The 12,895-nt window shown below is 66.5% G+C and carries 14 protein-coding genes; 4 read left to right on the top strand and 10 right to left on the bottom strand.

Going from position 1 to position 12,895, the window contains the following annotated elements:
- Positions 1-31: 31 nt before the first annotated feature.
- The 7 genes from B6K69_RS01815 to B6K69_RS01785 all read right to left on the bottom strand — a co-directional run bounded on the left by B6K69_RS01815 (position 32) and on the right by B6K69_RS01785 (position 6,257).
- Entirely contained in the window at positions 32-814 is a 783-nt protein-coding gene (locus B6K69_RS01815) for a DUF4167 domain-containing protein (protein ID WP_108642566.1), read from the bottom strand.
- A 233-nt stretch (positions 815-1,047) separates the two neighbouring features.
- Positions 1,048-1,881, bottom strand: a complete 834-nt coding sequence (gene prmC / locus B6K69_RS01810) for a peptide chain release factor N(5)-glutamine methyltransferase (RefSeq protein WP_108644728.1) — start codon at positions 1,879-1,881, stop codon at positions 1,048-1,050.
- The gene (gene prfA, locus B6K69_RS01805) at positions 1,881-2,936 is read right to left on the bottom strand and encodes a peptide chain release factor 1 (RefSeq protein ID WP_108642565.1); all 1,056 of its coding nucleotides are present in this window, start codon (positions 2,934-2,936) and stop codon (positions 1,881-1,883) included. Before prfA ends, prmC begins: the two co-directional genes overlap by 1 nt.
- A gap of 79 nt (positions 2,937-3,015) precedes the next feature.
- Positions 3,016-3,474: a DUF1499 domain-containing protein gene (locus tag B6K69_RS01800; protein WP_108642564.1), complete on the bottom strand. Its 459-nt coding sequence runs from the start codon at positions 3,472-3,474 to the stop codon at positions 3,016-3,018.
- Positions 3,471-4,436 (bottom strand): agmatinase, encoded by a 966-nt coding sequence (gene speB / locus B6K69_RS01795; RefSeq protein WP_108642563.1) that lies wholly within the window; start codon positions 4,434-4,436, stop codon positions 3,471-3,473. Before speB ends, B6K69_RS01800 begins: the two co-directional genes overlap by 4 nt.
- 119 nt (positions 4,437-4,555) lie before the next feature.
- Entirely contained in the window at positions 4,556-4,978 is a 423-nt protein-coding gene (locus tag B6K69_RS01790; RefSeq protein WP_108642562.1) for a DUF6636 domain-containing protein, read from the bottom strand.
- Positions 4,979-5,087: 109 nt separating this feature from the next.
- Positions 5,088-6,257, bottom strand: coding sequence for a M20 aminoacylase family protein (locus B6K69_RS01785; protein WP_108642561.1), 1,170 nt, complete (start codon positions 6,255-6,257; stop codon positions 5,088-5,090).
- 151 nt (positions 6,258-6,408) lie between these two features.
- Between B6K69_RS01785 and mazG the strand changes: the two genes are divergently transcribed.
- The 3 genes from mazG to B6K69_RS01770 all read left to right on the top strand — a co-directional run bounded on the left by mazG (position 6,409) and on the right by B6K69_RS01770 (position 9,304).
- Positions 6,409-7,164 carry a nucleoside triphosphate pyrophosphohydrolase gene (gene mazG, locus B6K69_RS01780; protein ID WP_236939039.1) on the top strand — a complete coding sequence of 252 codons (756 nt, stop codon included), beginning with the start codon at positions 6,409-6,411 and terminating at the stop codon, positions 7,162-7,164.
- A 93-nt stretch (positions 7,165-7,257) separates the two neighbouring features.
- Positions 7,258-8,262: a Fe(3+) ABC transporter substrate-binding protein gene (locus B6K69_RS01775; protein WP_108642559.1), complete on the top strand. Its 1,005-nt coding sequence runs from the start codon at positions 7,258-7,260 to the stop codon at positions 8,260-8,262.
- A gap of 97 nt (positions 8,263-8,359) precedes the next feature.
- Positions 8,360-9,304 carry a nucleoside hydrolase gene (locus B6K69_RS01770; RefSeq protein WP_108642558.1) on the top strand — a complete coding sequence of 315 codons (945 nt, stop codon included), beginning with the start codon at positions 8,360-8,362 and terminating at the stop codon, positions 9,302-9,304.
- Between the two features lie 64 nt (positions 9,305-9,368).
- Here the strand turns inward: B6K69_RS01770 and B6K69_RS01765 are convergent, their stop codons facing one another.
- The 3 genes from B6K69_RS01765 to fabD all read right to left on the bottom strand — a co-directional run bounded on the left by B6K69_RS01765 (position 9,369) and on the right by fabD (position 11,519).
- Entirely contained in the window at positions 9,369-9,602 is a 234-nt protein-coding gene (locus B6K69_RS01765) for an acyl carrier protein (protein WP_107672796.1), read from the bottom strand.
- A 166-nt stretch (positions 9,603-9,768) separates the two neighbouring features.
- Complete coding sequence (gene fabG, locus B6K69_RS01760) at positions 9,769-10,506, bottom strand: 3-oxoacyl-[acyl-carrier-protein] reductase (protein ID WP_108642557.1); 738 nt, start codon at positions 10,504-10,506, stop codon at positions 9,769-9,771.
- Positions 10,507-10,583: 77 nt separating this feature from the next.
- Positions 10,584-11,519, bottom strand: coding sequence for an ACP S-malonyltransferase (fabD, locus tag B6K69_RS01755; RefSeq protein ID WP_107672798.1), 936 nt, complete (start codon positions 11,517-11,519; stop codon positions 10,584-10,586).
- A 158-nt stretch (positions 11,520-11,677) separates the two neighbouring features.
- Between fabD and B6K69_RS01750 the strand changes: the two genes are divergently transcribed.
- The gene (locus tag B6K69_RS01750; protein ID WP_108644727.1) at positions 11,678-12,889 is read left to right on the top strand and encodes a cytochrome b/b6 domain-containing protein; all 1,212 of its coding nucleotides are present in this window, start codon (positions 11,678-11,680) and stop codon (positions 12,887-12,889) included.
- Positions 12,890-12,895 lie beyond the last annotated feature (6 nt).

The raw sequence follows: 12,895 nt of genomic DNA, 5'->3' as shown, positions 1-12,895 counted from the left end.
CGTCCCATTCAGACGCGCGCCACCTTTGGTGTCATTCTGCCGCTTCGGCCTTGGGCTTTCGCGGGCGCCGCGTCTTGGCTGCCGCGGCCGGTTCGGCCTCGGGGGCCGGGTCAGTAGCGGGGGCTGGCGCAAGGGCCGGTCCGCCGGTGATGAACTCGGGCAATGCGGGTGCGGCGACGGCGGTCTCGGCCTCGGGGCGGCGATTGTCGCGCTCGCGCCGTTCATAGGGCGGCGGCCGGTCGCCTTGCGGGCGGTTTTCGCGGGGGCGATCATCGCGCACGCGGTTGCCCTGCTGCGGACGGTCTTCGCGCGGGCGATCCTCGCGCGGACGGTTGTCCTCGCGGCGGTCGCGGCGGGCGGTTTCGGGGGTTTCGACCAGACCCGCCTCATCGGTCGCGCCGAACTCCACCACTTCGACGGCGGGCTGTTCTTCGGCCGCCGGATCACGGAAATCGGGCCGGTCGCGATAGTCGCGGTCACGATCCCGGAATTCGCGGTCACGGTTCTGGTTGCCGCCGTTGCCGTTCTGCTGGAACTGCGCCTGACGCGCCTCCTGCTCGGCGGCCATTTCCCGCTGCGCCTCGGCCAGAAGCCGCGTGTAATGCTCGGCATGTTGCGAGAAATTCTCGGCAGCCACACGGTCATTCGAGAGCTGCGCATCGCGGGCGAGCATCTGGTACTTCTCGATGATCTGCTGCGGCGTGCCGCGCACCTTGCCTTCCGGCCCGGAGCTGTCGAACACTCGGTTGATGATATTGCCAAGGGTGCGCGGGCGGTTCTGGTTGGAACGCGAGCGTTTCTTCGAAGAGCGCATCTTTGCCTTTGGTCCAGTGATCTGCCTTGGCCCGTTCTATGGGCCGCAGGGGGCCCTTGGAAATTCCGGCAGGATCGGGTTGATGCAGGGGCCGGGCCAATCGTGCCGAGCCGTCCTTGCATGACGCCTGCATAAACGCGCGGCTGGCGCAGTGGCAAGGTGATTCTGCCTCTCCGGTGCCAGATCGGCGGTTTTTTGACAGGATTCTTCGATTTGTCGCAGGATTTCGCAGGTCAGCGGCCCGCTGTGGCCAGGACCACCCGGTCGCGACCGTCGAAATCGGGCAGGATGCGGATCTGCCGCAGCCCCTGCCCGGCCAGCAATGCCGCCACCGACGCGCCTTGCGTCGGGCCGATTTCCAGTAGCAGCCGCCCGCCGGGCGTCAGATGCGCCGCCGCCCCGGCCGCAAGAGCGCGGTAGGCCGCCAGCCCGTCGCCGCCGGGTGTCAGCGCCATGCGGGGTTCGTGGTCGCGCACTTCGGGCGCCAAGCCGGGCATTTCAGCCTCGGCGATATAGGGCGGGTTCGATACGATCAGGTCAAACCGGCCCTCGATCGCGGAAAACCAGTCGGACAGCCCGAAGGCGGCGCGGTCTTCCAGCCCCAGACGGCGGGCATTGTCGGCCGCCACCTTCAGCGCGGCGGCCGAGGCATCGACGCCAAGGCCCGTCGCGCCGGGCCGGTCGGCCAGACAGGACAGCAGGATGCAGCCGGTGCCGGTGCCAAGGTCCAGCAGCCGGTCGAAGGGCTGCGACAGCGCCTCGGATATAAGGATTTCGGTTTCGGGGCGTGGGTCCAGTGTATCGGGGGTGACGCGGAAGCTGCGGCCCCAGAACAGACGCGCGCCCGTAATCTGGGCCACGGGCTTTCGGGTCAGCCGCGCCGCAAGCGCCGCCTCATAGGCCGCCACCTGCGGCGGGGTCATCGGGTCGGGCAAGGCCAGCGTCAGCCGTTCGGGCGGCAGGGTCAGGGCATGGGCCAGCAGACGGCGGGCATCGCCGGGGGCATCGTCAATTCCGGCGGCCCGCAGCCGGGGGATCGCAGCCCGCAGCGCCTCGGCCGCCGTGATCACGAGTCCATCTCCGCCAGTTTCGCGGCCTGATCATGCGAGATCAGCGCCTCGATCACCTCGGACAGGTCGCCAGCCATGATCTGCGGCAGGGCGTAAAGCGTCAGGTTGATGCGGTGATCGGTCATCCGGCCTTGCGGGAAGTTGTAGGTGCGGATGCGTTCGCTGCGGTCGCCCGAACCGACCTGCGCCTTGCGGTCAGCGGCGCGGCTCTGGGCCAGCCGTTCGCGTTCCGCCTCATACAGGCGGGCGCGCAGCACCTGCATGGCGATGGCGCGGTTCTGGTGCTGCGATTTCTCGGACGAGGTGACGACGATGCCGCTGGGAATATGGGTGATCCGCACCGCCGAGTCGGTGGTGTTGACGTGCTGTCCGCCCGCCCCCGAGGACCGCATCGTGTCGATGCGGATGTCCGAGGCGGGAATGTCGATGTCCACTTCCTCGGCTTCTGGCAGAACGGCGACGGTGGCCGCGCTGGTGTGGATGCGGCCGCCGGCTTCGGTTTCGGGCACCCGCTGAACGCGGTGAACACCGGATTCGTATTTCAGCCGGGCATAGACCCCTTCGCCCTGCACATGGGCGGTGAATTCCTTGATGCCCCCCAGATCCGAGGCGGTGCTTTCCAGCACCTCGAACCGCCAGCCCATGCGTTCGGCAAAGCGCTGATACATGCGGGCCAGATCGCCGGCGAACAGGCTGGCCTCTTCGCCGCCGGTGCCGGGGCGGATTTCCAGGATGGCCGGGCGGGCGTCGGCGGCGTCTTTCGGCAAGAGCGCGATGCGCAGCGCCTGTTCCATTTCCGGGATGCGGGCCTTGAGCCGGGGGATTTCCTCCTCGGCCAGCGCCTTCATCTCGGGGTCGGCCAGCATGGCTTCGGCCTCGGCCAGATCTGTCAGCGCCTGCCGATAGGCGCTGATCTCGTCCACCACAGGTTTCAGGTCGGAATATTCGCGGCTGATCCGGGCGATCTCGGCCGGGGCGGCCCCGGCGTTGAGCTGCGCTTCGAGAAACTCGAAACGCTGGGTGATCTGGGCAAGTCTGTCGAGCGGAACCATGGGCTGGGGGTTTGGCCCGGAAGCCCCCGCCGGTCAAGGGGCGGCAGGGGCACCGCGCCCCAAGGCTCCGGCGAAAGCGTCAGAGCCGCGACAGCCAGTCGGTCAGCCGTGCCGCGTTGACCCCCATGTCCGAGCGGCCGAAGCGCAGGCGGGCGTGGATGTAAAGACCATCGGGGCGAACCTCTGCGGTGGTATAGTCGGGGAACCCCCAAAGCAGGCTGCGGGTGATCCAGGTGATGCGCCCCTCGGACACGCTGCCGGCCAGCCGTTCGGTGCGCGGGCTGGCCATGGCCACGGCATCCAGCTTTGCCAGCAGGTCGGCGGGCGCGCCTTTGGTGGCCGAAAGCCGCAGCGTGGCCGCGCCTTCGGCGGGAACCACCTGATCCCAGGGGGTGCCGTCGGCCCACAGCGTGGCGGGCGGCGAGACGTTCCATTGCGCTGGATCGCTGGGCGCCAGCCGGACATAGGCCGTCAGCCCCAGAAAGGCGATGATCAGGAAAGCAAGCGTCAGTCCCATGGTGCGCACCAGCCGTTTCATCGTTGCGTCCTTGCCCAGTGATAAAGGCAGATCAGTTCATAGGCGACATGGGCGCCGGCGATGGCGGTCGCGCCGGTCGTGTCATAAGGGGGCGAGACTTCCACGATGTCGCCGCCAACCATGTTGATCCCGGCCAGATCGCGCAGCATCGCCGCCGCCTGCCAACTGGCCAGACCGCCCCAGACCGGCGTGCCGGTGCCGGGAGCGAAGGCCGGGTCAAGCGCGTCGATGTCGAAGGTAACATAGGTGGGCGCGTCACCCACGATGTCCCTGGCAGTGGCCACCACCCGTTCCACGCCCCATTCATGCGCCTCGCGGGATGTGATGACATTCACGCCAAGGTAATCCTCGGTCGTGGTGCGGATACCGATCTGCACGCTGCGTTTCGGATCGACGTAGCCCTGCTTCACCGCCTTGTACATCATCGTGCCGTGGTCGATGCGGGTCAGGTCGTCATCGGGCCAAAGGTCGGAATGGGCGTCGAAATGGATCACGCCCAAGGGGCCGAACTTCTCGGCATAGGCCTTGAGGATGGGGAAGGTGATGTAATGGTCGCCGCCCAGCGTGACCGTGCCCGCCCCGGCGGCCAGGATGGTGCGGATATGGGCGGTCAGGGTTTCGGGAAAGTCCGAGGTCTTGGCATAGTCGAAGGCCAGATCGCCGTAGTCGATCACCGCCATGTCTTCCAGCGGGTTGGTCGGCCAGCCATGCGGCGGGTCATAGGGTTGCAGGCTGGAGGCCTCGCGGATCGCGCGGGGGCCGAAGCGGGTGCCGGTGCGATGGGTCACCGCCTGATCGAAGGGCACGCCGGTGATCGCCAGATCAACGCCGGTCAGATCCTTGGTATAGGTCCGGCGCAGAAAGCTGGTCGCGCCGCCGAAGGCGTTTTCAAAGGCATAGCCGCGCAGCCCCTTGCGGGTGAAGGCGCTGTCCACTTCGGTCTTGGCATCTTCAAGGGCCATGGTCGGTGTCTCCGCTTGGCAGGCGTCGTCATTGGGTCAGGCGGAGACGTCGCGGATCCGGCACGGGAACAAGGCTTGCCGCCTTGGCGGGGCAAGGTCAAGCGCCCGTTCCGGCGGCGTCAGAACAGTTTCTGCTTCGCCTTGGCGACCGAGAAGCCGTGGCCCGCGGCATTGGTGCAGGTGATGCCCGTCTTGGCCGAGACACAACTGATGCCGCCCAGCGACAGCGCCTGGCCATAGGGCAGAACCGGATTGCGGGGGTCTTGAACCGTGTCACCCACACAGGCCAGAACGCCCTTGCCGGTGTTGTCCACCGCGAAGGAATGGCCCCAGTCCAGATCGCATCCCGCCGGAGCCTTGCGGTAGGTGGGGGTCAGTTCGATCACGTCACAGCGCGCCTCTGCGCCACCGTTCCATGTGTAAAGGGCGCAATGGATGTTGCCGGTGGGCGAACGGAATCCAAGGTAATCATCGGCGGTGGCAAGACCGGCTGACGCCGTGACAAGACCGGATGCAATGGTAAGGACGGCACAAAAACGCATGTCTGAAACCCTTCCCGGAAAAGAGAGGGCAGCGCGGCGCGCTGCCCTTCTGATCAGTGTCGCATGATAGTCCAGATCCGGGCAAGTCAGCCGGGCCTGACCTGCTGCCTTATTTTGCCGCCAGCGGCTGAGCCCGCTCGACCAGACGCACGAAGAAGCTGGCGCCAACAGGCGAGGCTTCATCGTTGAAGTCGAAGGCCGAATGGTGCAGCCCTGCCCCCGGCCCGGTGCCAAGGAACAGATAGGCGCCGGGGCGCGCCTCAAGCATGTAGGAGAAATCCTCGCTGCCCATCTCGCGGTTGGACCGGGCGTTGACGGCCTCGGCCCCCGAAATCTCGCGCGCGACTTCGGCGGCGAACTCGGCCTGGTCTTCGTGGTTGATGGTGGCGGGATAGCCCCAGTCATAATCAATCCGGGCCGTCACGCCATAGGCGGCGGCATGGCCTTCGACGATCTCGTAAAACCGCTTCTTCAGCAGCGCGCGCACATCGGGCTTGAAGCAGCGGATGGTGGCGCAGAACATCGCCTCTTCGGGGATGATGTTCGAGGCCGTGCCGGTGTGGATCTGGGTGACAGAGATCACCGCCTCGTCCAGCGCATAGACGTTGCGCGGGATGATGGTCTGGATCGCCTGCACCATGCCGACCACGGCCACCACCGGATCGACACATTCATGTGGCGTGGCGCCATGGCCGCCCTTGCCGGTGAGATAGACGAAGGCGGTGTCCACGCTGGCCATCAGCGGGCCGGGCGTGGTCTGGAAATGGCCGAAGGGCACGTTGGGCGAATTGTGGATGCCGTAGACCTGCGAGATGCCGAAGCGATCCATCATGCCTTCCTGCACCATGACCTGGCCGCCGCCGCCGTCTTCTTCGGCCGGCTGGAAGATCAGCGCCACCTTGCCGGCGAAATTCCGCGTCTCGGCCAGATACTTGGCAGCCCCCAGCAACATGGTGACATGCCCGTCATGGCCGCAGGCGTGCATCTTGCCCGGCACCGTGCTGGCATGGGGCGCGCCGGTGGTTTCCTCGATCGGCAGCGCGTCCATGTCGGCGCGCAGCCCGATCACCGGGCCGGGCCCCTTGCCGTTGATGATGGCAACGATGCCGGTCTTGGCGATTCCCTCGTGGATTTCGTCCACGCCGATCTCGCGCAGCCGGGCCGCGATCCAGGCCGCCGTATTGTGGCAGTCGAAGGCCAGTTCGGGGTGCTGGTGCAGATACCGCCGCCAGCCCTTCATTTCCTCGGCATAAGAGGCGATACGGTTGAGAACGGGCATGGTCGGGATTCCTTCTTGGGGTCGTCGTGTCAGGCTTTGATCAAATCGGAAAACAGGGTTGCCTGCAATGTCACTTCCCCCCCTTGACCGTGCCAAAAGCGACGCTCTGGTGCAGACACCCGGCGGCGACATCCGCCGCCTTCTGGAAATCATGGCGCGTCTGCGCGACCCGGAAACCGGCTGTCCCTGGGATGTGGAGCAGACCTTTGCCAGCATCGCCCGCTACACGCTGGAAGAGGCGCATGAGGTGGTGGACGCCATCGAGCGCGAGGATTGGGCCGAATTGCGCGGCGAACTGGGTGATCTGCTGCTACAGACGGTGTTCCACGCCCGAATGGCCGAAGAAGCCGGGCTGTTCGGCTTTTCCGATGTTGTGGCGGCGATCAGCGACAAGATGGTCGCCCGCCATCCGCATGTGTTCGGCGACGAAAGCCGCGACAAGACGGCCGAACAGCAGACCGTGGACTGGGAGGCGCTGAAGGCCCGCGAACGCGGCGCGCGGGCCCGGGTGCTGGACGGCGTGGCGCTGGCCCTGCCCTCCCTGACCCGCGCTGTCAAGTTGCAGAACCGCGCGGCACGGGTGGGCTTCGACTGGCCCTCGACCGAAGAGGTGCTGGACAAGCTGACCGAAGAGGCGCGCGAGGTGGTCGAAGCCCGCGAAACCCTGACGCAGGACGAGGTCAGCGAGGAAATCGGCGATCTTCTGTTCGTGATGGCCAATCTGGCCCGGCACCTGAAGGTGGACCCCGAAGCCGCCCTGCGCGCGGCCAACCAGAAGTTCACCCGCCGCTTTGCCCGCATCGAGGACTGGCTGACCGAGGCCGGCAAGACGCCCGCCCAATCGGATCTGACCGAGATGGATGCGCTGTGGAACCGCGCCAAGGCCGAGGAAAAGGCCCCGCGCTAGGGCGGCAAAATATCCGACCAATACACTCAGGCATTGACCCGTGGCGGAAAGTCATGTTTACCGGGCGCGAATAACCGACCAAAGGAGTCAACCATGTCTTTCCGCCTGCCGGCGCTTGCGCTGCTTCTTTCCTCGGCCCTGCCTGCCCTTGCCGATGAGATCAATGTCTATTCCCACCGCCAGCCGGAACTGATTCAGCCGCTGGTCGATGCCTTCACCGCCGAAACCGGCATCACGGTGAATGTGGCCTTCATCGACAAGGGCATGGCCGAACGTCTGGTGGCCGAGGGCGACCGCTCGCCGGCGGATGTGGTGCTGACCGTGGACATCGCGCGCCTCATGCAGATCGTCGAGGCGGGCGTGACGCAGCCCGTCACCTCGGCCGTGCTGGAGGCCGATATTCCGGCCACGCTGCGCGACCCGGAAAACCGCTGGTTCGGCCTGACGACGCGCGCGCGTATCGTCTATGCCGCCAAGGACCGCGTGCAGCCCGGCGACGTGACCACCTATGAAGACCTAGCCGATCCCAAGTGGAAGGGGCGCATCTGCACCCGTTCGGGTCTGTCCGACTATAACGTCGCCCTGACCTCGGCGATGATCGCCCATCACGGTGAGGATTACACCAAAGGCTGGCTGGAAGGCCTGAAGGCCAATCTGGCGCGCAAGCCGGAAGGTGGCGACCGGGATCAGGTGAAGGCCATCGCCGCCGGCCTGTGCGACATCGCCATCGGCAATACCTACTATATCGGCCAGATGCTGGCCGACCCCGAACAGGCCCCGGCTGCCGAAGCGGTGAACGTGCTGTTCCCGGTGTTCGAGGGCGACGGCACCCATGTGAACATTTCGGGCATGGCCATGACCAAGGCCGCCCCGAACCGCGAGGCGGCGCTGAAATTCATGGAATGGCTGACCACCGACGCGGCGCAGAAGATCTATGCCGAGACCAACAATGAATACCCGGTCAAGCCGGGGGTCGAACGGTCGGCGCTGGTGGCAAGCTGGGGCGATTTCACGCCCGACAGCAAGACCCTGGCCGAAATCGCCTCGTTGCGGCCCGCTGCGCTGAAACTGGTCGAAACGGTTGATTTCGACGGCTGACGCCGGGCGATCGCCCTGAACGCAACCACCGGGGGCCGCAGGCTGGACAAGCCGCGGCCCTTCGGCTTTCTTGGGCGGTCTGAGGAAGGACCCGCCCATGAAACACCCCCGCAAGATCATCATCGACACCGACCCCGGCCAGGATGACGCCGTGGCGATTCTGCTCGCCCTCGCCTCGCCCGAGGAGGTGCAGGTGCTGGGCATCACGGCGGTGGCTGGCAACGTGCCGCTGGCGCTGACGCAGAAGAACGCCCGCGTGATCTGCGAACTGGCCGGCCGTACCGAGGTGCCGGTCTTTGCCGGCTGCGACGCGCCGATGCAGCGCAAGCTGGTGACGGCGGAACATGTGCATGGCAAGACCGGGCTTGACGGCATCCCGCTGCCCGATCCGCAGATGCCGTTGCAGGACCAGCACGCCGTCGATTTCCTGATCGAGACCCTGCGCCGCGAAGCCCCCGGCAGCGTGACGCTGTGCCCGCTGGGGCCGCTGACCAATATCGCCACCGCCTTCGCCCGCGCGCCCGACATCGTGCCGCGCGTGGCCGAGATTGTGCTGATGGGCGGCGCCTATTTCGAGGTGGGCAACATCACCCCCGCAGCCGAATTCAACATTTACGTTGACCCGGAAGCCGCTGAAATCGTGTTCAAATCCGGCGTTCCAATTGTGGTGATGCCGCTGGATGTCACCCACAAGGCGCTGACATCGCGCGCCTGGGTCGAGGAGATGCGTGGCCTTGGCACCCGCGTCGGTCAGGCGGTGGCAAGCTGGACCGATTTCTTCGAACGCTTCGACACCGCGAAATATGGCAGCGAAGGCGCCCCGCTGCATGATCCTTGCGTGATCGCCTATCTGATCGACCCCGGCCTGTTCGCGGGGCGTCATATCAATGTCGAGATCGAAACCAAGTCCGCGCTGACGCTTGGCATGACGGTGGCCGACTGGTGGCGCGTCACCGACCGGCCGGCAAATGTGCTGTTCGTGGGCTCGGTTGATCGGGACGGTTTCTACCGCCTGCTGTCAGACCGTCTGGCGCGGTTCTGACGACTGCACAAATGAAAAGGGGCACCCGATACGGGTGCCCCGATCAGGCCCGAAGGGCCTTTAATCACACGGCCTTCGAGATGAAGCCGACGGCGTCGCCGAAGGTCTGGATGGTTTCGGCGGCGTCATCCGGGATCTCGATCCCGAACTCTTCCTCGAAGGCCATCACCAGTTCGACGGTGTCCAGCGAGTCCGCGCCGAGGTCGTCGATGAACGAGGCGTTCTCGACGACCTTGTCCTCTTCCACGCCCAGGTGCTCGACCACGATCTTCTTCACGCGCTCGGCGATATCGCTCATGTCTTCCTCTGCTTTCGTTCTCGGGGAGACCCCGGCTGATTATCCTGCCCGAAGCGGGCCGTCCTATTGCCCCGCTATGGGAGGCGCAGTTCCGGGCAACCGCCCGGGAATCTGGCGCGCGCTATAACAACAGCGCCGCGCCATGGCAAACCCTTTCGGTCTGCCGTCACACCATGGCCATGCCGCCGTTCACATGCAGCGTGGCCCCGGTCACATATCCGGCCTCCGGCGATACCAGATACAGCACCGCGGCGGCAATCTCCTGCGGGGTGCCCATACGGCCCGCCGGCACCGCGCCCAGGATGCCGGCCCGCTGCGCCTCGTTCAGCTTGTCGGTCATCGCGGTCTCGATAAACCCCGGCGCGACGCAATTCACCGTGATGCCACGGCTGGCCACCTCGGCCGCCAGCGACTTCGACATCCCCACCATGCCGGCCTTCGAGGCGGCATAGTTCACCTGCCCCGCGTTGCCGGTCTGGCCCACGACCGACGAGATGTTCACGATCCGGCCCCAGCGCGCCTTCATCATGCCTCGGATGGCGGCACGGCACAGCCGGAAGGTCGCGGTCAGGTTCACGTCGATCACCGCCTGCCAGTCAGCATCCGACATCCGCATGACCAGACCGTCACGGGTGATGCCGGCATTGTTCACCAGAATGTCGACAGCCCCCATCGCCTCGGCCGCGCGCTTGACCAGACCTTCCACCGCCTCGGCATCCGACAGGTTGCAGGGCAGCACATGCGCCCGCCCCCCCAGTTCGGCCGCCAGTGCCTCCAGCGGCTCGACCCTTGTGCCCGACAGGCCAACCGTCGCCCCCGCCGCATGAAGGGCGCGCGCGATGTCCGCGCCGATCCCGCCCGAAGCGCCGGTCACCAGCGCAGATTTTCCCGTCAGATCGAACATGTCCGAATCTCCTGCCTTCCAATTGGCTCAAATACCCTGGGGGTCCGGGGGCAAGGCCCCCGGCCTGCGCGCCGGCGTCAGCCCCTGACCGCCGCCACATCCTCGGGCGTGCCGATGGCCTTCAGCACCACCTCGCCCGAAGTGATGCGCTTGATCATTCCCGACAGCGCCTTGCCGGCCCCGATTTCCCAATATTCGGTGACGCCTGCGGTTTCCATCCACAGCACCGATTCCCGCCAGCGGACCGATCCGGTCACCTGCGCGACCAGCAGGTCGAAGAAACGGTCCGGCTCGGTCACCGCCTCGGCACGGACGTTCACCACGACCGGCACGCTGGGTTTGGAGATCACCACCGCCGACAGTGCCTCGGCCATGCGATGCGCGGCCGGCTGCATCAGGGCGCAATGGAAGGGGGCGCTGACCGGCAACAGAAGCGCACGCTTTGCGCCTTTGGCCTTGGCAATCTCGATCGCCCGCTCGACCGCGCCCTTGTGGCCGGAAACCACCACCTGTGCAGGGTCATTGTCATTCGCCGCCTGGCACACTTCGCCCTGCGCGGCCTCTTCCGCCACCGCCTGCGCGGTGGCGAAGTCCAGCCCCAGAAGCGCGGCCATCGCGCCCACACCCACCGGCACGGCTTCCTGCATCGCCTCGCCGCGCAGACGCAGCAGGCGGGCGGTGTCGCTCAGCGACAGGGCCCCCGCGGCACAGAGCGCGGAATATTCGCCCAAGCTGTGCCCGGCCACGAAATCGGCATGGCTTGCAACCGAGATACCTTCCGCCTCCAGCGCCCGCAGCGCCGCGATCGAGGTGGCCATCAGCGCCGGCTGGGCGTTCTGTGTCAGCGTCAGTTCGGCGATGTCGCCTTCCCAGATAAGCGCCGACAGCTTTTCGCCAAGCGCCGCATCCACCTCGTCGAACACCGCTTTTGCGGCGGGATAGGCGTCAGCCAGCGCGCGGCCCATGCCGATGGTCTGGGCGCCCTGACCGGGGAAAACGAATGCACGGCTCATGCTTGACCTCTTGAAACCTGTTTTCCCCGGCATAACCTGCGGCCGCCGGTCCCGCAATCGTGCAAAGCCGCGCACAGGGACTGTGCCCCGCCGCGCATGGCCAGTTCCGCAAAGCCTGCTACCTTGCGCCGAAACCGATTGCCAAGGACCAGCACCCCATGCCCGTACCGAATACGCCGCACAGCTACGGCAGCGTTGCCCGCACCTTTCACTGGCTGACCGCGCTTCTGATCATCGCGGCCTTTCCGCTGGGCATGATCGCCAGCGACATGCCCTATGACACGGCCGAGGCGCTGGCACGCAAGGCGCAACTGTTTTCAATCCACAAGACGCTGGGCGTGGCGGTCTTCCTGGTCGCCTCGGCGCGAATCCTCTGGGCCCTGACCCAGCCGCGCCCCGCGCCGCTGCACCCCGAGCGCCGGCTGGAAACCTTCCTGGCCGAACTGGTGCATTGGGCGCTTTACCTGTCGCTGGTCGTGGTGCCGCTGTCTGGTTGGATACACCATGCCGCCGTAGACGGTTTCGCCCCGATCCTGTGGCCGCTGGGCCAGGGTCTGCCCTTCGTTCCCAAGTCCGAGGTGATCTCGCATGGCGCCTCGACCGTGCATGGCATCTTTACCAAGGTGCTTCTGGCCTCGGTCGCGCTGCATGTTCTGGGCGCGCTGAAACATGTGCTGATCGACCGCGACGACACCCTTGCCCGGATGACCCGCGGCACGGCCTCAACCGCAACGACCGCGGCCCGGCATGGCCGCGCGCCGATGCTGGCCGCGCTGGCGATCTTTGCCGCCGGTCTTGGGCTGGCCTGGGCCGCATCCGAGCCGCCCGCCACGCCGCCGGTCCCCCCGGCCCCGCAGGCAGCCGCCGCGCCGGCGCCGGCCGGCAACTGGACGGTGGAGTCGGGCAGCCTGACCTTTGCGGTCAAGCAGATGGGCAGCGCCGTCAGCGGCACCCTGCCCGCCTGGACGGCCGACATCACCTATGATGACGCAACCGGCAGCGGCCGGGTGAGCGTCGGCATCGACACCAGGCAGATGACGCTGGGCGCCGTGACCGATCAGGCCAAGGGGGCCGATTTCTTCGACGTGGCCCAGCACCCGACCGCCACCTTCACCGCCGACATCGCGCGGACGGCTGACGGGCAAACGGAGAACGGGCACACGGCGACCGGCACCCTGACCCTGCGGGGGGTGGAACACCCTGTCACCCTGCCCTTCACGCTGACGCTGGACGGCGACACGGCCACCATGTCGGGCGAGACCACGCTGGACCGGCGCGATTTCGGCATGGGCGCAGGCTACAAGGACGAAAGCCAGGTCGGTTTTTCCGTCACCGTCTCGGTCAAGCTGACCGCGCGCAAGGCGCCCTGACCGAAC

This window comes from Pseudogemmobacter blasticus (genome assembly GCF_003071405.1).
GTDB lineage: Bacteria > Pseudomonadota > Alphaproteobacteria > Rhodobacterales > Rhodobacteraceae > Pseudogemmobacter > Pseudogemmobacter blasticus.
The sequence above is the reverse complement of the archived record's forward strand: the minus strand, read 5'-3'. Positions and strand labels throughout refer to the sequence as shown.